Origin of the sequence: Corallococcus exiguus (assembly GCF_009909105.1) — a bacterium.
In the GTDB taxonomy this organism is placed as follows: domain Bacteria; phylum Myxococcota; class Myxococcia; order Myxococcales; family Myxococcaceae; genus Corallococcus; species Corallococcus exiguus.
Genome location: NZ_JAAAPK010000002.1, coordinates 679717 through 701842, shown reverse-complemented (window position 1 = coordinate 701842; position 22126 = coordinate 679717). Strand labels below are relative to the sequence as shown.

4 protein-coding genes are annotated in these 22126 nt (G+C 71.4%); all 4 read left to right on the top strand.

Annotation, left to right across the window (positions count from 1 at the left end):
* The first annotated feature begins 28 nt into the window (after positions 1–28).
* From GTZ93_RS09220 to GTZ93_RS09205, 4 genes are read left to right on the top strand one after another with little or no spacing between them, the layout of a single operon-like run.
* Positions 29–1132 (top strand): Gfo/Idh/MocA family protein, encoded by a 1104-nt coding sequence (locus GTZ93_RS09220; protein WP_139919547.1) that lies wholly within the window; start codon positions 29–31, stop codon positions 1130–1132.
* Positions 1129–2649, top strand: a complete 1521-nt coding sequence (locus GTZ93_RS09215; protein ID WP_161662740.1) for an FAD-dependent oxidoreductase — start codon at positions 1129–1131, stop codon at positions 2647–2649. The genes GTZ93_RS09220 and GTZ93_RS09215 overlap by 4 nt, the downstream gene beginning before the upstream one ends.
* A complete protein-coding gene (locus tag GTZ93_RS09210) occupies positions 2646–17567 on the top strand; it encodes a non-ribosomal peptide synthetase (protein WP_161662739.1) in 14922 nt (4973 codons plus the stop codon). Before GTZ93_RS09215 ends, GTZ93_RS09210 begins: the two co-directional genes overlap by 4 nt.
* Positions 17567–22111 (top strand): type I polyketide synthase, encoded by a 4545-nt coding sequence (locus GTZ93_RS09205; RefSeq protein ID WP_139922974.1) that lies wholly within the window; start codon positions 17567–17569, stop codon positions 22109–22111. Before GTZ93_RS09210 ends, GTZ93_RS09205 begins: the two co-directional genes overlap by 1 nt.
* Positions 22112–22126 lie beyond the last annotated feature (15 nt).

Genomic DNA, 22126 nt, shown 5'->3' with positions numbered 1-22126 from the left:
CTCTCCACCCCAACGCCCCTGACGCCCGATGAGCCGCCCGATTCCACTCCTGCTGCTGGGAGCCGGTTTCTCCCGGGGAGCGCACGTCCCCGCACTGCGCGGGCTGAGCGGAGCGTTCCGCATCGCCGGTGTCTTCAGCCGAACGCGGGCGAAGGCGGAGGCCGTGGCGGGCGAGCTGCCAGGACCGGTGGAGGTGTTCACGGAGCTGGACCGGGCGTTGGAGATGCCTGGGATTGAAGCCGTGGACGTGGCGCTGCCCATCCTGCCCGCGTCGGACGCCATCGCGGCGGCGCTGGGCCGGGGCCTGCATGTCTTCAGCGAGAAGCCCATCGCCGAGTCGGTGGAGCGCGCGCGGGCGCTGCTCACGCTCCAAGCGCCGCGCCCGGATCAGGTCTGGTACGTCGCGGAGAACTTCCGCTTCTGGGAGACGGCCTGGCGCGTCCGGGAGCTGATCGCCTCGGGGGAGATTGGCACGCCGCTTTTGTGCCACTACCCGACGCTGGTCCCCATCAAGTCCACGCCGTGGTTCCAGACGCAGTGGCGCCGTGAGCCGGGGTACGCGGGCGGCTTCCTGCTGGACGGCGGGGTGCACGACATCGCCGCCCTGCGGTTGATGCTGGGCGAGGTGTCGCACGTCAGCGCCTTCGTGCGCGGCGTGGATCCGGCGCTGCCTCCCGCCGACACGTTGGCCGCGTCGCTCCAGTTCGAGAGCGGGCTCGTGGCGAACTACTCCGTCAGCTACGCGCTGGAGCCGGTCCGGCTGACGCCTTGGAGCGTGGTGAAGGCATTGCTCTCCGGAGCCGAGCGGCCCGTGCGCGACCGCTTCGGCCGCAAGCACATCGTAGGCACGCACGGATCCATCTTCTTCATGCATGACCGCGTGGAGCTGGTGCGGGGCCTGAAGCGGACCGTGTTCAAGGTCCGCTCGGCCGACATGATGGTGCGGCAGTTCGAGGACTTCCACGCCGGGGTGCGCGCGGGTCAGCCCATCCGCAACAGCCCCCGCGAGGCCCTGCACGACCTGGCCGTCATCGAGGCCCTGCTCACATCGGCCCGGGAGCGCACAGTCACGAGGCCTGCCCGGCTGGAGGATGCCGCCTCCCTGTCGGCGTTGGCGGGGGGCCAGTCATGAACCCGCGTCCTCGCAGCTGCGACGTGGTGATCATCGGCAGCGGCCCCGGCGGCAGCACGCTCGCGCATGGCCTCTCGCGGCGGGGCGCTCGGGTCCTGGTGGTGGAGGAAGGGGACTTCCTGCGGCCGGATCCCTCGCGAGCGGACGCGAGCATCCACATGCAGGAGTTCATGCAGGGGACGCAGCAGAGCTTCGTGGGCGGGCCGTCGAAGTTCTATGGCGCGGCGCTCTACCGGCTGCGCGAGCAGGACTTCCAGGCCACCGCCACGGAGACTGCCGAGTCCCCCGCGTGGCCCGTCCGCTACAGCGACCTGGAGCCGTTCTACGACGAGGCGGAGCACCTCTACGCCGTCCGAGGTTCGACGCACGAGGACCCCTCCGAGCCTCCCCGCTCCCGCCCCTTCCCGCACGGGCCCATCGAGCACGAGCCGTACATCGCGCCCATCGTGGAGCGCTTGCGGGCTCAGGGGCTTCCCGTCTCGTACATCCCCAAGGCCGTGGACGTGGGGCCTGGCGGCAAGTGCATCCTGTGCGCGCGGTGCGACGGCCACTACTGCCAGCGCGACGCGAAGATGGACGCGGAGATCGCCGCGCTGCGCCCTGCTCTGGCGACGGGGCGGGTCCAGTTGCTCACGCGGACGCAGTGCCTGCGGGTGCTCACCACGCCGGATGGGCTCCGGGCCACGGGCGTACTGCTGCAACAGGATGGCGAGACGTGGGAGGTGGACGCGGACGTGGTGGCCGTATGCGCGGGCTTCGCGCGGACGCCACTGCTGCTGCGGCGCTCACGCAATGACGCGCACCCGGAGGGCATTGGCAACGCCAGCGGGTGCCTGGGCCGCTATCTCGCGGGACACACGGCGGGGCTGGTGTTCCCCATGCGCGGCTTCAAGCGCGTGCCGGACCTGCACCAGAAGACGTTCGCCATCAATTCCTTCTATGGCCCTTCCGCGGAATGGCCCTACCCCCTGGGCGTCATCCAGGCCGCGGGCCAGCTGCCGCTGTGGAAGAGCGTGCCCGCCGTGGCTCGGCCGTTCGTGCGGTTCATCGTCGAGCGCAGCGTGACGTGCTTCCTGATGACAGAGGCCGTGGCCAGCAAGGAGTCCGGCTTCGTGTTCCAGGGCGATGAGATCGTCCGGATGGAGCCTCCCCGGCCGAACGTGAAGACGTTCCGGCGCCTGCGGCGCATGGCGATCGACATCTTCAAGAAGGCCGGCTTCCCCGTCGTGCTGGCGCCCCGCAGCCCCGCGGACCTGTGGCACCTGGTGGGCACGGCGCGCTTCGGCGAAGACCCGGCCACCTCCGTGCTGGATCCGCACTGCCGCGTCCACGGGATGGACAACCTCTACGTCGTCGACTCGTGCTTCCTGCCCTCCGCGGGCGCGGTGAACACGACGCTGACGGTGATCGCCATGTCGCTGCGGGTGGCCGAACACATCGCCGCCCGGGTTTCACCCCACGCTTCCCTCCTCTCCGTTTCTTCCGCGCGTCCCGCGCCGCCCCGCCCCGAGCCATGAACGATCGAGTCATTCATCCCAAGGCCGACACGCTGATGGACCTCCTCGCGCTCCGGGTGGAGACGCGCGCGGACTTCCCCGTCTACACGTTCCTGGAGGACGAACCGGGCGAGGAGACCGTACTGACGCACGCGGGGCTCTTCACTCGGGCGCGGCGCATTGGCGCACGGCTGGCGGAGCGGCACTCGGGACAGCGGGTGATGCTGCTCTACCCGCCGGGCACTGAATACATCGCGGGGTTCTTTGGCTGCGTCCTGGGCGGCGCCGTGGCGGTGCCTGCGTATCCGCCGGATCCGACTCGGCTGGAGCGCACGCTGCCGCGACTGCGCGCCATCATCCGCGACGCCCAGGCGACGGTGGTGCTCACCACGTCCTTCATCCTGGAGCTGGCGGAGTACATCTTCGAGCTGGCGCCGGAGCTGCGGGACCTGGAGTGGATCGCCACCGACGCGCTGCCCGAGGGGCTGGAAGACGGCTGGCGGCGCCCGGAGCTGAAGGCCGAGTCGCTGGCGTTCCTCCAGTACACGTCCGGCTCCACCGGCATGCCCAAGGGCGTGATGGTCGGCCACGGCAACCTCGTGGCCAACATGCGGATCATCACGCTGGGCCTGGACCTGCGGCAGGACGACCGCTGGGTGATGTGGCTGCCGCCGTACCACGACATGGGCCTCATCTCCGGCATCCTCAACCCGCTGTACGCGGGCAACCCGGTGACGCTCATGTCGCCGCTCTCATTCCTCCGCAAGCCCCTGCGGTGGCTGGAGGCGATGTCTCGGTTTCGCGCCCAGGTGTCCGGCGGCCCCAACTTCGCGTTCGACCTGTGCGTGCGCAAGACGACGCCGGAGGAGCGGGCCACGCTGGACCTGAGCCACTGGCGCGGAGCCATGAACGGCGCGGAGCCCATCCGCCCGGACACGCTGGAGCGCTTCGCGCGGACCTTCGCGCCCCAGGGCTTCCGCATGGAGACCTTCATGCCGGGCTACGGCCTGGCGGAGGCGACGCTCGCCCTCACCGCCTGCGTGACGACCGCGCCCCCCGTGCTGTTCCCGGTGGTCGCGTCCAGCATGGAGGACCACCGGCCCGTGCCCACGAGCGCGGACGCGCCGGAAGCCCGCGTGCTGGTGGGCAGCGGAAGGGTTCTGCCCGACCACGACATCCTGGTGGTGGAGCCACAGACGCGCCAGCTCCGGGCCCCCGGCGAGGTGGGCGAGCTCTGGGTGTCCGGCCCCAGCGTGGCCGCCGGCTACTGGAACCGGCCCGAGATGTCCGAGGAGATCTTCCGTGCCCGTCTGGCGGATGGCACGGGCCCCTTCTTGCGCACGGGTGACATGGGCTTCGTGCAGGACGGCGAGGTCTTCATCACCGGCCGCCGCAAGGACCTGATCATCGTCCGCGGCCGCAACCACTACCCCCAGGACCTGGAGCTGACGGCCGAGCGCAGCCACCCGGCAATCCGGCCGGGCTGCAACGCGGCCTTCTCCGAGGACGCGTCGGAGGGCGAGCGGGTGGTGATGGTCGTCGAGGTGGGCGACGAGACGGTGGACGTGGAGGAGGTGGCCGCCGCGGTGCGCGCGGCCATGGAGCAGGAACACGAGCTGCGGCTCGACACCGTGGTGCTGGTGCCCCACGGCGCGGTGCCCAAGACCTCCAGCGGCAAGCTGATGCGCAGCACGTGCCGGCAGTGGCTGGGCGAGGGCCAGATCCGGGTGGTGGGCCGCTCCGTGCTGACGCGCGCCTCCGCTGACGACGCGAGCCCCGACGCCGGGCCTGGGCCGGACGTGGCCACGCTGCGGGCCATGCCCGTCGCCGAGCGGCAGCAGGCCCTGCTCGATTGGGTGCGGCGCGAGCTTGCGCGGGCCCTGCGCGCCCCGGTGTCCGCCGTGGAGCCGGCGGTCCGGGTGAGCCAGCTGGGACTGGACTCGCTGGGCATCGTGGAGCTGGGCCACGCCGTCGAGCAGCACCTGGGTGTGACGCTCCCGCTCCAGCGCGTGTTGAGCGGCCCCACGCCGGAGGAGCTCGCGGGCTTCCTCGTGCAGGCGCTCGACGCCGCGGAGCACGTGCCCGCCTCCGAGACGGCGACGGTGGCACCCGGAGACTACGCGCTCACCCCCGGCCAGTGGGGGCTCTGGTTCCAGCACCAGCTCTCCCCGCACACCGCCGAGTACAACGTCACGCAGGCCTTGCGGATCCGCTCCGCGCTGGACGTGCCCGCGATGCAGCGCGCCTTCCAGGCCCTGGTGGACCGTCACGCCAGCCTGCGCACCCTCTTCGTCCGCGTGGAGGGCCAGCCCGTCCAGCGCATCCTGCCCCACGCGCTGGTCCACTTCGTCCACGAGGACGCCACCGCGTGGGACGCGGCGCGGCTGGAGCAATTCCTGGGCGACGAGGCGGCCCGGCCCTTCGACCTCGCCTCCGGGCCATTGATGCGCGTGCACGTCCTGGCGCGTCCGGCGGGCGAGCACGTGCTCATCCTGGGCGTCCATCACATCATCGTGGACCTGGTGTCCATGGCGGTGCTGCTCCACGACCTGGGCGCGCTGTACGAGGGCGAGCTCCGTCACCAGCCGCCGGCCCTGCCCCCGGTGCGTTTGGACATGCCCGGCGTCGAGCGCCAGCTGCGCGAAGTCCTCGCGCGCGACGGCGAGCGGCTTTGGGAGAATTGGAAGGAGCGGCTCGCCGGTGAGCCCACGCCGCTAGAGCTGCCCCGCTTCCGCGCGCGTCCGCCCGTGCAGACCTACGCGGGCGCGGCGCATGCCTTCCGGCTTCCGGCGCCGCTGGCCCGGCGGCTCTTCACGCTGGCCCGCGAGCGCGGCGTCACGCTCTTCACGCTGCTGCTCGCCTCGTTCCAGACGCTCCTGCACCGCTACACCGGGCAGGAGGACGTCTGGGTGGGCTCTCCCGTCAACGGCCGCCCCCGGCCGCAGCTGGCGAGCGTGGTGGGCTACCTGGTCAACCAGGTGGTGCTGCGCGGAGACCTGAGCGGCGAGCCGTCCTTCCTGGAGCTGCTGGAGCGCGCGCGGGGCGTGGTGGTGGACGCGCTGGCCCACCAGGAGCTGCCCTTCACGACGTTGGTGGACCGGCTGCGCGTGCGGCGCGATCCCAGCCGGCCTCCGCTCGCCCAGGTGGAGCTGGTGTTGCAGCGCGCGTCGCTGCCTGGACAAGAGGACCTGAGCGGCTTCGCTCTGGATGAGAGCGGGCTGCGGATGCGCCTGGGCGAGCTGGAGGTGGAGTCGCTCGCGCTCGCGCGACACGTCGCCCCCTTCGACCTCACGCTGACGTTCGCCGAGGTGGAGGGCACGCTCGCGGGTTCGCTTCGCTACAACGTGGACCTGCTGGACGCGGCCACCGTGGTCCGCATGGCGGGGCACCTGGAGCGGCTGCTGGAGGGAATCGCGGAGGATCCCTCGCGGCCCATCTCCCGGCTGCCCCTGCTGTCAGCGGAGGAGCGCGAGGCGCTCACGCGTCCTCCCCGCTCGCTCCGAGTGGAGCCCCGGGGCGAGGCCTGTCTGCATCAGCGCTTCGAGGCGCGCGCGGCGGAGCGGCCGGACGCCGTGGCGGTGACGCTCGAGGAGCGCTCGTGGACCTACGCGGAGCTGGACGCCCGCGCCAACCAGGTGGCCCACCATCTGGTGCGCCAGGGCGTCGTGCCGGGCGACCTGGTGGGGCTGTACCTGGAGCGTTCGCTGGACATGGTGGTGGCCGTGCTCGCCATCCTGAAGGCGGGGGCGGCGTACGTGCCCATCGACACGGCCTATCCCGCCGAACGGGCCCGCTTCATGCTGGAGGACAGTCAGGCTCGCGTGCTGCTCACGCAGCGCCGGCTGGCGGACTCCCTCGGTGACGTGGCGGTCCACGTGGTGGCGCTGGATGAGGAGTCGCCGGGCCTCACCGACGCGCCTCGCTCGCGGCCTGAGGTCGCGGTGTCGGGCGACCTGCTCGCGTACGTCATCTACACGTCGGGCTCCACGGGCCGCCCCAAGGGCGTGCAGGTGACGCACGCCAACGTCACGCGGCTCTTCGACGCCACCTGGGACGACTTCCGCTTCGACAGCTCCGACGTCTGGACGCTGTTCCACTCCATCGCGTTCGACTTCTCCGTGTGGGAGCTGTGGGGCGCGCTGCTGTACGGCGGCAGGCTGGTGGTGGTGCCGTACCGGGTGAGCCGTTCCCCGGAGGCCTTCCACGCGCTGCTGCGCGCCGAGCAGGTCACCGTCCTCAACCAGACGCCGTCCGCCTTCCGGTCGCTCATCCATGAGGACCTGACGGTGCCAGCCGACGCCCTGGCCCTGCGCCACGTCATCTTCGGCGGCGAGGCCCTGCCGCTGGGCAGCCTGCGGCCCTGGTTCGAGCGCCACGGGGACGCGCGGCCCCGGCTGGTCAACATGTACGGCATCACCGAGACGACGGTGCACGTCACCTACCGGCCCCTCCGCGCGCGTGACGTTGACGAGGCGCCGGGCAGCGTGATTGGCGCGCCCATCCAGGACCTGTCCCTGCTGCTGTTGGACAAGCACCAGCAGCCGGTGCCAGTGGGCGTGCCCGGGGAGTTGTATGTCGGCGGCGCGGGCGTCGCGCGCGGCTACCTCCAGCGGCCCGAGCTCAATCAGCAGCGCTTCCTGGACGACCCCTTCCGCCCCGGGACAGGCGCCCGTCTCTACCGCAGCGGAGACCTGGCTCGCGGACTGCCCGACGGCGACGTGGAGTACCTGGGCCGCCTGGATGATCAGGTGAAGGTGCGCGGCTTCCGCATCGAGCTGGGTGAGATGGAGAGCTCCATTGCCCGGCACCCCGCGCTGCGCGAAGTGGTGGTCGTGCCGCGCGAGGACGCCGCTGGCGAGAAGCAACTGGTGGCCTACGTGGTGGCGCGCCCGGGCGCGCAAGCCCCCACCGTGGGCGAGCTGCGCGCCTTCCTGCGCGAGCGGCTGCCCGAGCACATGGTGCCCGCCGCGTTCGTCTTCCTGGACACCCTCCCGCTCACCGCCAACGGCAAGGTGAACCGCCGGGCGCTGCCCGCACCGGAGCGCCTGCGCCCGTCGTTGAGCGAGGGCTACGTGGCGCCCACCAACGACCTGGAGCGGCTGCTGTGCCAGGTGTGGAGCGAGGCGCTGGGCGTGGATCAGGTTGGCGTGGACGACAACTTCTTCGAGCTGGGAGGCGACTCCATCCGCAGCCTGCGCGTGGTAGCGCGAGCTCGCGAGCGGGGGCTCACGCTCAGCGTGGCGGAGATGTTCGACCACCAGACGGTGGGCGCGCTGGCCCAGGCGCTGCGCCGCTCGGGTGAGACCGCCGTGCGCACCGAGCCCTTCTCGCTGGTGTCCGACGCGGACCTCGCGGCGCTGCCCGCGGGCCTTTCGGACGCCTATCCGCTGTCGCGGTTGCAAGCGGGCTTCGTCTTCCACGCGGAGCTGCGCCAGGGCTACGAGGTCTACCTCACCAGCTTCCACGTCCGGGTGCGCTTCGACGAGGACGCGCTGCGACGGGCGCTCGAACAGATGGCGCGGCGCCACCCCATGCTGCGCTCGGCCTTCGACGTCTCCTTCAGCGAGCCGTTGCAGCTGGTGTACACGCACGCGCAGGCGCCGCTCGCGGTGTTCGACTGGCGGGATCGCCCGGAGAAGGAGCAGCGGCAGGACTTCAAGGCCTGGAGCCAGGCCGAGCGCCGTCTGGGCTTCACCTGGCGTGCGCCGCCGCTCATCCGGATCAACGTCCACCGCCTCACCGACGACGATTTCCGCATCACCCTGTCCGAGCCCTTCCTGGACGGCTGGAGCGTGGCCTCGCTGTGGTCGGAGCTGCTGCGGCTCTACGTGGCGTCGCTGGATGGCCCGACGCCAGTGGAGCCTCCGCCCGCCACCACCTACCGGGACTTCATCGCGCTGGAGCGGGCAGCGCTGGCCTCCGAGGCGTCGAAGAACTTCTGGGCCCGGGAACTGTCCCGGCTGGAGCGCGCCCCGCTCATGCCCTGGCCGCTGGCCGAAGGAGAGCCGGCCGGACAGCACCTGCGGATCATCTTCCCGGTAGCCGACGAGGTGCTCACCGGCCTCAAGCAGATCGCCACCGAGACGACCCTCCCGCTCAAGAGCGTCCTCGTCGCCGCGCACGCGCGCGTCGTGGCGTTGCTGACCGGGAAGGACCAAGTGATGACGGGCATCATCGCCAACGGACGCCCTGAGGTGCCCGGCGGCGATCAGGTGCTGGGCATCTTCCTCAACACGCTGCCGCTGTGCATGGACGTGGCGGGCGGGTCGTGGCTGGACCTGACGCGCGATGCCTTCGAGGCGGAGCGCGCCCGGCTGCCGCACCGGCGCTTCCCGCTGGCGGAGCTGCAGAAGACCTTCGGAGGCGGTCAGCCCCTCTTCGACACGGCCTTCAACTTCACCCAGTTCCACATCCTGGACCGGCTGCGCGAGCTGCGCGGGCTGGAGGTCCTGGACATGATGGCCACCGACCAGACGTACTTCGCCTGGACGGCCTACTTCAACGTCAACACGGCCAGCACCGAGCTGCACATCGCCCTGGACTGCAACGGCCTGGGCGCAGAGCAGGTCGAGTCCATCAAGGCGCATTACCTGAGCGTGCTGGGCGCCATGGCCAAGGCACCCCAGGACCGCTACGACCGGGCGGAGCTGCTGCCCGAGCGCGAGTGGCAACAACTGCGCGCGTGGAGCGGGACGCGCGCCGACCTTTCGGGGGAGACGTGCGTCCACCACCTGGTGGAGGCGCAGGCCGCGCGCACGCCGGACGCGGTGGCGCTGGTGCACGAGGCGCGGCGGCTCACCTACGGTGAGCTGGAGTCGCGCACGCGCCAGCTGGCGCACACGCTTCGTGAGCTGGGCGTGGGTCCGGAGACTCGCGTCGCCGTGTGCCTGGAGCGCACGCCCGAGCTGGTCATCGCCCTGCTGGGTGTGATGCGCGCGGGCGGCGCCTACGTCCCGTTGGATCCGGCCTACCCCGCCGAGCGGCTGGCCTTCATGCTGGAGGACTCCCAGGCGCCTGTGCTGATCACCACGGCGAAGCTGGAGGGGACGCTGCCCTCGCACGGAGCGCGGGTCGTCCGGTTGGAGGCGGGCGCGGAGGTCCCCGCGTCGCTGGCTCCGCTGGCGCCCGCGAGCATCGGGCCGGACTCCCTGGCCTACGTCCTCTACACGTCCGGCTCCACCGGCCGGCCCAAGGGCGTGGCGCTGGAGCACCGCAGCGCGGTGGCCTTCCTGCGCTGGGCGCTGTCGGTGTTCTCGCGCGAGCAGCTGTCCGGTGTGCTGGCCGCGACGTCGTTCTGCTTCGACCTGTCCTTCTTCGAGATGTTCGCCCCGCTGGCACGGGGAGGCACCGTCATCCTCGCGGACAACGCGCTGGCATTGGCGGGGCTCGCGGCGGCGGGTGAGGTGACGCTCGTCAACACGGTGCCGTCGGCCATGACGGAGCTGGTGCGGGCCGGTGCACTGCCCGCGTCCCTGCGCACGGTGAACCTGGCGGGCGAGGCGCTCCCGGGCTCACTGGTGGCGGACCTGTACCGCACGGGTCAGGTGGAGCACGTCTTCAACCTGTACGGCCCCACGGAGGACACCACCTACTCCACGTTCACGCGGGTTCCCCAGGACGCGCGCAGCGAGCCCACCATCGGGCGCCCGCTGCCCGGCACCTCCGCGTGGGTGCTGGATGCGCGCGGGCGCCCCGTGCCCCTGGGCGTCCCCGGTGAGCTGCACCTGGGAGGCTCGGGGCAGGCCCGCGGGTATCTCCACCGGCCAGAGCTCACCGCGGAGCGGTTCATCCCCCATCCGTTCTCACGCGAGCCCGGCGCGCGGCTCTACCGCACCGGGGACCTGGTCCGGCAGCTGCCGGACGGCGACCTGGAGTACCTGGGCCGCATCGACAACCAGGTGAAGGTGCGCGGCTTCCGCATCGAGCTGGGCGAGGTGGAGGCGGTGCTCCGCGCCCACGCGTCCGTGCGGGACGTCGTCGTCCACGCGCGCTCGGACGCTCCGGGCGAGAAGCGGCTGGTGGCCTACGTCGTGGCCCAGCCCGGCCACGTGCCGGACGCGGCAGTCCTCAAGGAAGCAGTGCAGCGACACCTGCCCCGCTACATGGTGCCGTCCGCCTTCGTGCCCCTGGCCGCGCTGCCCCTCACGCCCAACGGCAAGGTGGACCGCAAGGCGCTGCCCGCGCCGGAGGCCACCGCGGTGGAGTCCGGCACCGTCGCGCCGCGCACCTTCACCGAGGAGCTGTTGGCCTCCGTGTGGGCACGTGTCCTGCGCGTGGAGCGCGTGGGCGCGTATGACCACTTCTTCGAGCTGGGCGGGCACTCGCTGCTGGCCACCCAGGCCGTCTCGCGGATACGCGAGGCGCTTCAGGTGGAGCTGCCCCTGAGCAGCCTCTTCGAGGCCCCGACACTCGCGGCGCTCGCGGAGAAGGTGGATGCGTTGCGCGCGGCGAAGCAGGGCCGGCAGTCGCCTCCGCTCTCACCGGCGGAGCGCACCGGGTCCCTGGCGTTGTCCTTCGCGCAGCAGCGCCTCTGGTTGCTGGAGCAGTTGGAGCCGGGCAGCGTCGCGTACAACGTGCCGGCCGCCGTGCGCGTCAGCGGAGCGCTGGACGTGGAGTCCCTGCGCCGTGGCTTCTCCGCCCTCACCTATCGCCACGAATCTTTGCGCACCACCTTCCACGAGGGCGTGGATGGACCCGAGCAGCGCATCGCCGACTCGCTGGCTCCCGACTTCACGGTCATCGATGTGTCGGCGCGCTCCTCTGCTGAGCGCGAGGCGGAGGTCCAGCACCGGGCCACCGCGGAGGCGCGCCGGCCCTTCGACCTGACGCGCGGCCCCCTGCTGCGCGTCACGCTGTTGCGCCTGGCCGAACGCGAGCACGTGCTGCTGCTGACGATGCACCACATCGTCTCCGACGGCTGGTCCATGAACGTGCTCGTCGAGGACCTGATGGCCCTCTACGCGGCGTTCACCCGGGGCCAGCCCTCGCCGCTCTCCGACCTGTCCATCCAGGTCGCGGATCACGCCGCGTGGCAGCGGCAGTGGCTGCGGGACGAGGCGCTGGAGACGCAGCTGGCGTACTGGCGTCAGCGGTTGGGGGACGCGCCGCGCGTCCTGGAGCTGCCCACCGACAAACCGCGCCCCGCGGTCCAGTCCCTCCAGGGCGCGAGCTGGTTCGTCCACCTGCCCCGCGAGCTGTCCGACGCGGTCGAGGCGCTGAGCCGACGTGAAGGCGTCACCCCGTTCATGGTGCTGCTGTCCGCGTTCGAGGTGGTGTTGCACCGGTACTCGGGCCAGGACGACCTCTGCATCGGCATGCCCGTCGCCAGCCGGAGCCGCGTCGAGTTGGAGGGGTTGATTGGCTTCTTCGCCAACACGCTCGTGCTGCGCACGCGTCTGGATGACGGGATCTCCTTCCGGGAGCTGCTCACGCGCGTGCGCACGGCGGCGCTCGGGGCCTACGCGCACCAGGACGTGCCGTTCGAGAAGCTGGTGGAGGAGCTCCAGCCCCGGCGCGACCTGAGCCGCTCACCGCTGTTCCAGGTGATGTTCACGTTCCAGAACACCCGCCTGCCGGAGACCGCCCACGCGGGCCTGGAGCTGCACCGGCTGGACGTGGATCACGGCACCTCCAAGTTCGACCTGGAGCTGGTGCTGACCGCAGCCGCCGACGGCCTGCGCGGTCGCTTCGAATACAGCACCGACCTGTTCGAGGAGGCGACCATCGCGCGCCTCACCCAGCACCTGCGCACGGTGCTGGAGGCCGCCGTCGCTCGCCCTGAGGCGTCGCTGTCCTCGCTGCCCCTCATGCCCGAGGCCGAGCAGCGTCAGGTGCTCCTCGACTTCAACCGCACCCACGCTGACGTCCCTCTCGACGTCTGCTTCCATCAGCTCTTCGAGGCCCAGGCCGACCGCGCTCCCGACGCCGTCGCCGTCCGCGACGCGTCTTCTTCCTTCAGCTACCGCGCCCTCGACGCCCGCTCCAATCGCCTCGCCCACCTCCTCGTCGGCTCTGGCGTCCAGCCCGACTCTCTCGTCGCGCTGCTGGCTCCTCGTGGCTGTGATTTCGTCGCTTCCAACCTTGGCGTCCTCAAGGCTGGTGCGGCCTGGTTGCCCCTCGACCCGCTCCATCCGCCCCAGCGCCTCGCCCAGATTCTCTCCCTCAGCCGCGCCCCCTTCGTTATCGTCGCGGATGTCTTCGCGCCGCTGCTGGCTTCCGCCCTCGCACTGCTTCCCGAGGACTCTCGCCCGCGCGTCCTTTCGCTCGAAGCTTCTCTGAACGCGGACGTTCCTTCTTCGCGTCTCTCGCTTCGCGCGTCTCCTTCGCACCTCGCCTACGTCATCTTCACCTCTGGCTCCACTGGCACTCCCAAGGGCGCCATGGTCGAGCAGCGCGGCATGCTCAACCACCTGCATGCCAAGGTGCTTGCGCTCGGCCTCGGGCCCAAGGACGTCGTCGCGCAGACAGCTTCTCAGTGCTTCGACATCTCGGTCTGGCAGTCCTTCGTTGCCCTGCTCGTTGGTGGCCAGACGCTGGTGCTTGGCGACGACGTCTCCCACTCGCCTTCCGCCCTCCTCGACGCGCTGGAGGCTCACGCCGTCTCCATCGTCGAGTCCGTCCCCTCCCTGCTGAGCGCCCTGCTCGACGAGGCCGACTCTCGCGGCTCTGCACGTCCCGCCCTCTCCCGCCTGCGCTTCATGGTTCCCACGGGTGAGGCGCTTCCGGCGGAAACCGCTCGCCGCTGGCTCCTCGCTTGGCCCGCCATTCCCCTCGTCAACGCCTACGGCCCCACCGAGTGCTCCGACGACGTCACCCACGCTTTCCTCTCCTCTCCTCCGGCCTCCTCCGTCGTCCCCATCGGCCGCCCCGTCTGCAACACCCGCCTCTACGTCCTCGACTCGCTCCTGCGGCCCTGCCCCCTCGGCATTCCGGGCGAGCTCTTCGTCGCGGGCACGGGCGTTGGCCGCGGCTACCTCTTCGACGCGTCCCGCACCGCCGTCTCCTTCATTCCGGACCCCTTCTCCTCCTCGCCTGGCGCGCGCCTCTACCGCACCGGTGACCGTGTCCGCTGGCTTCCCGACGGCTCCCTCGACTTCCTGGGCCGCATCGACTTCCAGGTGAAGCTGCGCGGCTTCCGCATTGAGTTGGGTGAAATCGAAGCCTCTCTGCGCGGGCTGCCCGCCGTGCGTGACGTCGTCGTCCTCGTTCGCCAGGACTCCCCCGGCGACGCGCGTCTCGTCGCGTACGTCACGCCCAAGGCAGATGCCTCGCTGGAATTGGAAGCCCTCAAGCTCCACCTGAGTCAGGGGCTTCCCGAGTACATGGTGCCCGCCGCCTTCGTGGTGCTGGACGCCCTGCCCCTCAGCGCCAACGGCAAGGTGGACCGCAAGGCCCTTCCTCTCCCCGACGCAGACGCCTCCCACGCCTCCTCCTTCGTCCCGCCCCGCACGCGCACCGAGGCCCTTCTCTGCGGCCTCTTCGCTCGCCTGCTGCGGCTGGAGCGCGTCGGCATTCACGACGACTTCTTCGCTCTCGGTGGCCACTCACTCCTCGCCACCCGCCTCGTCGCCCATGTGCGCGAAGCCCTCGGCCTGGAGCTGCCCCTTCGCGCTCTCTTCGAGGCCTCTTCTCCCGCGCTCCTCGCCCAGCGCCTCGACGCCCTTCGCGACTCCTCCTTCTCTTCCTCCGCGCCTCCTCTTCGCCCCTCTCCCCGCGATGGCGCGCCTCCGCCTCTCTCCTTCGCCCAGCAGCGACTCTGGTTCCTCGACCGCTGGCAACCCCAGAGCGCCTTCTACAACATCCCCTCCGCGCTCCGGCTCACCGGCCCCCTTCACCTCCCCGCGCTCCAGTCCGCCTTCGACGAACTGATCCATCGTCACGAATCTTTCCGGACGACGTTCCAGGACGGCCCCGAGGGCCCGGTGCAGCTCATCCACCCCGTGCTCACGGCTCCGCTCACCTTGGTGGATCTGCGCGAGCTGTCTTCCGAGCAGCGCGAACCGGAAGCGCTCAGCATCGCCAGTGACGAGGCCCGGCGGCCCTTCGACCTCGCGCATGGACCGCTGCTGCGCACCACGCTGGTGCGGCTCGACGTGGAACACCATGTGCTGGTGGTGGTGATGCATCACATCATCTCCGACGGCGGATCGTCGGAGGTGGTGCTGCGTGAACTGGCCGCGCTCTACGACGCCTTCCTCCGCGACGAGTCTTCACCGCTTCCACCGCTGCCGGTGCAGTACGCGGACTACGCCGTGTGGCAGCGCTCCTGGCTCCAGGGCGACGTGCTCGACGCGCAGCTCGGCTGGTGGCGCCAGCAGCTCAACAGCGCGCCGCATGCGCTGCGACTGCCCACGGACCGACCGCGTCCGGCGCTTCAGACGTTCCAGGGTGCCCTTCTCACCCGCGTGCTGCCACGCACGCTCTCCGAAGCGCTGCGCGCGTTCCACCGCGCTGAAGGCGTCACCCCGTTCATGACCCTGCTGGCGGCGACGCAGGCGCTGCTGCATCACTACTCGGGCCAGGACGACTTCACCGTGGGCGCTCCCGTCTCCGGCCGCACGCATGCCGGGATGGAGGCGCTCGTCGGATTCTTCGTCAACACGCTGGTGCTGCGTGCCCGGTTCGCTCCACGCATCAGCTTCCGGGAACTGCTCGCACAGGCGCGCGAGTCCACCCTGGGCGCGCTCGCGCACCAGGACGTACCCTTCGAGAAGCTGGTGGAGGCGCTCCAGCCCGAGCGCGACCTCAGCCGCTCACCCCTCTTCCAGGTGATGGTGGCCTACCAGCAGGACCTGCACGTCGAGCAGGCACTGCCCGGCCTCATCACGCGCCCGGTGCCCCTGGATGGACAGGGCGCCAAGTTCGACCTGACCGTCTCCTTCACCGACACCGACGAAGGCCTCCGCGCGTCGTTCGAATACAACACCGACCTCCATGACGAGGCCACGGTGGCGCGCATGGCGGATCACCTGTCCGCGTTGCTCACCGAGGTCATCGCCGCGCCGGCCCGCCCGCTCGCCTCGCTGTCGCTCCTTCCGGAACAAGAGCGTCATCAGGTGCTGGTGGAGTGGAACGCCAGCGACGTCGCCTTCCCCCAGGAGCGCCTCGTCCACCAGCTCTTCGAAGCCCAGGTGGCCCGCTCGCCCGATGCCCCCGCGCTCGCCTCCGGCGACGACACCCTCTCGTTCCAGCAGCTCGACGAACGCGCCAACCAGCTCGCCTGGCATCTGCTCTCGCTCGGAGTCGGCCCCGAGACTCGCGTCGCGCTCTGCGTCGAGCACTCCTTCGACCTCGTCGTCTCGATGCTCGCCGTCCTCAAGGCCGGTGGCGCCTGGGTTCCGCTGGATCCGACCCTGCCCGCGGACCGACTCGCGTTCATGCTCGCCGACTCCGGCGCTCGCGTCGTTCTCACCCAGGAGCGCTTGAAGTCCGTGCTCCCCGCGCATGCTGGCGTGTTGGTGTGCGTGGACGCGGATTGGAGTCAGGTGGCCTCGCGCTCCACCCAGCCGCCTCCTCCCCGCTCCCTGCCCGATTCGCTCGCCTACGTCATCTACACCTCTGGCTCCACCGGCAAGCCCAAGGGCACCCTCCTCACCCACCGCGGCCTCGCCAACACCGCCCTCGCCGCCGTCCGCGAACACCGCTTCGACTCCTCCTCCCGCGTCCTCCAGTTCGCATCCATCGGCTTCGATGCCTGCGTCTGCGAGGTCTTCTCTTCCCTCCTCGCGGGTGCCTGCCTCCACCTCGCCCCTCGCGAGCAGCTCCTCCCAGGGACTCCTCTCCACACCCTGCTTCGCTCCCGCTCCATCTCCGCCGTTACCCTCACGCCTTCCGTCCTCGCTCAGCTAGACCCCACGGGGCTCGACTCCCTTCGCACCGTCATCTCCGCGGGCGAGGCTCTCCCGGCTGCCGTCGCCTCACGCTGGGCCCACCCCCAGCGCCTCCTGCTCAACGCCTACGGCCCCACTGAAGTGACTGTCTGCGCTTCCATCGAGTCGCAGCTCATTCCCTCTCAGCCCACCATCGGCGCTCCCTTCCCCAACGTCCGCCTCTTCGTCCTCGACTCACTCCTGCGCCCCGTCCCCGTCGGCCTCCCCGGTGAGCTCTTCGTCTCCGGCCCTGGCGTTGCTCGCGGCTACCTCGGCCAGCCCTCCCTCACCGCGGAGAAGTTCATTCCCCATCCGTTCTCGCGCGAGCCGGGTGAGCGCCTCTACCGCACTGGCGACCGCGTCCGCTGGCTGCCTTCCGGCCGCCTTGAGTTCCTCGGCCGCCTCGACTCCCAGGTGAAGCTGCGCGGCTTCCGCATCGAGCCCTCCGAAGTCTCCTCCCTCCTTCGCGACCACTCCTCCGTCCTCGACGCCTTCACCCTCCTTCGCGAGGACTCTCCCTCCCTCACCCGCCTCGTCTCCTACGTCGTCTCGCGCGAGCCCGAGCGCGATCCGGTGGCGCTCCGCACGTTCCTGCGCGAGCGCGTGCCGGAGTACATGGTGCCGGCGGCGTTCGTGTTCCTGGACGCGCTGCCCCTCACCGCCAGCGGCAAGGTGGACACGCGTGCGCTGCCCGCTCCCGACGAGACCCATGTCGGCGGCGGTCAGGGCTACGTGGAGCCGCAGGGCGAGCTGGAGCGCACGCTGGCGGCCCTCTGGTGCGAGCTGCTGGGCCTCAAGCGCGTGGGACGCCACGAGCGCTTCTTCGACGTGGGCGGCAACTCCCTGCTCATCGTCCGCGTGCAGGAGCGCCTCCAGACGAAGCTGGACCTGCGGCTCTCCCTGCCCGTGCTCTTCCAGTACCCCACCATCGCGGGCCTGGCCGAACACCTGTCCCAGTCCGGCGGAGGCTCGCGGCTGGAGTCCAGCCAGGAGCGCGGCGAGGGCCGCAAGGAGCGCATGGATCAACAGCGGGAGCAGCGGCTGAACCGCCGCAAGAAGGGAAGCGCGTGATGGCTCAGGACCCTTCGTCTCCGTCCGAGGCCGTCGCCATCGTCGGCATGGCGCTGCGTGTTCCGGGCGCTCGCGATCCCGATTCCTTCTGGCGGTTGATCGACGACGGCGTGGAGCCGCGCACGTCCTTCTCCGACGCGGAACTGGAGTCGGCCGGAGTGCCGCGCGCCGTGCGCGAGCAGCCGGGCTACGTACGCGAGGGCTTCGTCCTGGACGGCGTGGCTGCCTTCGACGCGGCCTTCTTCGGCTACAGCCCCCGGGAGGCGGAGCTGCTGGATCCCCAGCACCGCCTCTTCCTGGAGTGCGCATGGGAGGCGCTGGAGCGCTCCGGCCATGGGGACGCACGTGGGCGTGGCGCCACGTCCGTCTTCGCGGGCGAGGGCCGGAGCACCTACCTCATCGCGAACCTGCTGACCCGGCCGGACCTGGTGGCGTCGCAGGGCCTGTTCTCGCTGATGGTGGCCAACGAGAAGGACTTCCTCGCCACGCGCGTCTCCCACCGCCTGGACCTGCGCGGCCCGAGCCTCACCGTGCAGACGGCGTGCTCCACGTCACTGGTGGCGGTGCACCTGGCCTGCCAGAGCCTGCTGTCCGGCGAGTCGGATCTGTCGCTCGCGGGCGGTGTCGCGCTGGCGCTGCCCCAGCGCGCCGGCTACTCGTATCGGGACGGGGGCATCCTCTCTCCGGATGGACGCTGCCGTCCCTTCGACGCTCGGGGCGAAGGCACCATTGGCGGCTCGGGCGTGGGGGTGGTGGCGCTCAAGCGCCTGTCGGACGCGCTGGAGGCGGGAGACCGCATCCACGCGGTCATCCGTGGTTCGGCCATCAACAACGACGGCGCGGACAAGGTAGGCTTCACCGCGCCCAGCGTGGACGGACAGTCCCAGGTCATCTCCGAGGCGCTCGCGGTGGCGTGCGTGGAGCCCGACTCCATCCAGTATGTGGAGGCCCATGGGACGGCCACCCAACTGGGAGACCCCATTGAAGTGGCCGCGCTCAACCAGGTGTTCCAGGGGCTGCCTCGGGGCTCCATCGCCCTGGGCTCGGTGAAGAGCAACCTGGGCCACATGGACGCGGCGGCCGGCGTGGTGAGCCTCATCAAGACGGCGCTGGCCCTGGAGCACCGGCGGCTTCCCCCCAGCCTGCACTTCCAGAATCCCAACCCGCGCGTCCCCTTCGACGACGGTCCCTTCGCCGTCAACACCGCGTCGCGGCCGTGGCCCGGCGCGAAGTCCCGGCGCGCGGGTGTGAGCTCCTTCGGCATGGGAGGCACCAACGCGCACGTGGTGCTGGAGGAGGCACCCACGCCCGCGCAGCGCACGCCCGCGCAGCGTCCATGGCAGCTCCTGGCTCTGTCCGCTCGGACCGCGCCCGCGCTGGAGGAGATGACGGACCGGCTGGCCACGCACCTGGAGCAGCACCCGGAGGTCGCGCTGGCGGACGTCGCCCACACGCTGATGGTGGGACGTCGTCGCTTCGAGCACCGGCGGGTGCTGGTGTCCCAGGACGCGCGCGAGGCCCGGGAGGCCCTGGCGGCACGCGACGCGCGGCTGCTCACGGAGGCCGCGAGGGACGGGCGTTGCTCGGTGGCGTTCCTCTTCCCCGGGCAGGGTTCGCACCACGTGGACATGGGCCGGGGCCTGTACGCCGCGGAGCCCCGCTTCCGCGAGCACGTGGACGCGTGCTGCGAGCGCTTCGCCCCGCACCTGGGCTCCGACTTGCGGCGCATCCTCTTCCCGGCCGCGTCGGAGCACGCGGAGGCCACCCGGAAGCTGGAGCAGACGACGTTCGGCCACCCGGCGCTCTTCACCATCGAGTACGCGCTGGCGCGCTGGTGGATGGACGTGGGCGTGCGGCCCCAGGCGCTCATCGGCCATAGCGTCGGCATGTACGCGGCGGCATGTGTGGCGGGCATCTTCACGCTGGAGGACGCCACGGCGATGTTGGCGCTGCGCGCCCGGCTCATCCAGCAGCTGCCCGCGGGGTCCATGTTGTCCGTGGCGCTCCCTGAAGCAGAGGTGCGCCCGCTGCTGGCGGGAAGACCGGTGGGCATCGCCGCCAGCAACGCGCCCTCGCTGTGCGTCGTGTCGGGTCCCCCCGACGCAGTGCACTCGGTCCAGGCGGAGCTGGTGGCGCGCGGCGTGGAGTGCCGCCTGCTGCACAGCACCTACGCCGGGCACTCCGCGATGCTGGAGCCGATGCTGCGGCCCCTGGAAGAGGCGCTGCGCCGCGTGCGCCTGTCGCCTCCGTCCATCCCCTGCGTCTCGAACCTCACCGGCACCTGGCTCACCGACGCGGAGGCAACGGATCCGCGCGCGTGGGCGGAACAGGTGCGGCGACCGGTGCGCTTCGCGGAAGGCGTGGCGACGCTGCTCGAGGAGCCGGACCGGCTGCTGTTGGAGGTGGGGCCGGGGCAGGCGCTGACGATGCTGGCGCGGCAGGCCACGAACGCGGCGGGGCGCACGATTGTCGCCTCGATGCGCCGGCCGCAGGATCCTCAGCCGGACGCCGCGGTGCTCCTGAATGCCGCGGGGCGGCTGTGGTTGGCGGGCGCGGAGCTGGACGTGGAGCGGCTCCTGGGCCCGGGCGAGCACCGCCGCGTCGAGCTGCCGCCCTATCCCTTCCAGCGGGAGGACTACTGGCTGGAGGCCGTGGCGGGAACGTACGCGGCGGCGGATCCCCGGACGGCCGGGACGGCGCTCCGCAAGCGGGACGACGCGGCGGAGTGGTTCTATCAGCCGGCCTGGAAGCCCACGCCGCCACCTGCTCCCTCGGCTGTCAGTGGTGAGCGTGTGCTCGCCTTCGTCGACGCCACCGGATTCGTCGCGGAGCTGGCGGCGCGGCTGGAGGCGGGGGGCTCGGAGGTGGTGCGAGTGGTGCCCGCGTCCGGATTCTCCCAACGCGACGCGCGCACCTTCGAGCTCGTGCCTGGAGAACCCGCGCACTACCGCGCGCTGCTGGAGGCCGTGGGTACGCCCCGGCGCGTGGTGCACGCATGGGGCCTGGGCCCCGCCATCGGTGGGGATGCAGACGCGGCGCTCGCCACGGAGCTGGAGCGGGGGTTCCACGGCCTCGTCGCCCTGCTGCGGGCGATCCAGGCCCGGCCGGTGAATGGGCCGGTGGACGTCGCGGTGCTGGTGAGTGGCGCATTGGAGGTGACGGGAGACGAGCCGCTGGTGCCCGCCCGCGCGCTCATGGTGGGCCCCTGCAAGGTGGTTCCGCAGGAGCACGTGGGGCTGCGCACGCGCTGCATCGACGTGCGCCTGCCCGAGGACGCGTCAAAACAGGCGGGCCTGCTGGAACGGCTGGCGGCGGAGGTTCGCCTGGACGCGGCGGAGCCCGTGGTGGCCTGGCGCGGCTCGCGCCGCTACGCCGAGCACTTCGAGGCGACGCGGCTGCCCTCCGCGAGCGCGGACACAGCGCCGCTGCGTGAAGCGGGCGTGTACCTGCTGACCGGAGGCCTGGGGCGGATCGGCCTGGGCCTGGCCGAGCACCTGGCGGCGGCGGTGCGGGCGCGGCTGGTGCTGGTGGGCCGCTCGCCCTTCCCCTCTCCGGAAGAATGGGACGCGTGGCTGCGCGCGCACGGCGAGGAGGATGAGGTGTCGCGGAAGATTCATCGCCTGCGGGCGATGGAGGCCCGTGGCGCGCAGGTGCTGGTGCTGTCGGCGGACGTGTCCCGGCGGGCGGAGCTGGAGTCCGTGGTGGCCCGCGCGCGAGCGCGCTTCGGGGCCCTGCATGGCGTGGTGCACTCCGCGGGCATCATTGGCGCTCGGACGTCGGTGCCGCTGGTGGACCTGGAACGCGAGCGGAGTGAGGAGCAGCTCGCCGCCAAGGTGCATGGCACCCGGTGGCTCACGGCCGCGCTGGCCGGTGGGCCGCCTCTGGACTTCGTGGTGTTGCAGTCCTCGCTGTCCACCGTGCTGGGCGGCCCGGGGTTCAGCGCCTACGCGGCGGCCAATGCCTTCATGGACACGCTGGCGTGCGAGCGCGCTCGGGCGGGCGGGACGCAATGGCTCAGCGTGGACTGGGACGGCTGGCATCAGGACGGTGAAGTGCCTGGCGCGTCGGACATGACGCTCGCCGAGGGCTCGGACGCCCTGCGGCGGCTGTTGTCCGCGCGAGCCGAGGGCCGCTGGGCGGTGTCCACCACGGACCTCTCCGCGCGGCAGGCGATGTGGCTGCGGCGCGAGCGCACCGGCACGGCGCCGGCCACGAGCACGGGAGCCGGGCACTCCCGGCGCGGCGTGCGGACCGCTTTCGTGGCGCCCCGAGACTCCGTCGAGCAGGGGATCGCCGCCATCTGGGCGGAGCTGCTCGGCGTCGCGGAGCCGGGCATCCACGACGACTTCTTCGAGCTGGGCGGACACTCGCTGGTGGGCGCGCAGGTCGTGGCGCGCGTCCGGCAGGCGTTCCAGGTGGAGCTGCGCCTGGGGACGCTCTTCGAGACGCCCACCATCGCGGGCATGGCCGTGGCCATCGTCAAAAGCCGCACCGAGAACATGAGCGAGGAAGAGCTGGAGTCCCTCCTGTCCGAGCTGGAGTGAGCCGCTCCCCCTCTT

Excerpts from the sequence above, each read along its gene's own strand:
- GTZ93_RS09220 (WP_139919547.1), top strand. The coding sequence starts at position 29 with ATGAGCCGCCCGATTCCACTCCTGCTGCTGGGAGCCGGTTTCTCCCGG.
- GTZ93_RS09210 (WP_161662739.1), top strand. The coding sequence starts at position 2,646 with ATGAACGATCGAGTCATTCATCCCAAGGCCGACACGCTGATGGACCTC.
- GTZ93_RS09205 (WP_139922974.1), top strand. The coding sequence starts at position 17,567 with ATGGCTCAGGACCCTTCGTCTCCGTCCGAGGCCGTCGCCATCGTCGGC.
- GTZ93_RS09215 (WP_161662740.1), top strand. The coding sequence starts at position 1,129 with ATGAACCCGCGTCCTCGCAGCTGCGACGTGGTGATCATCGGCAGCGGC.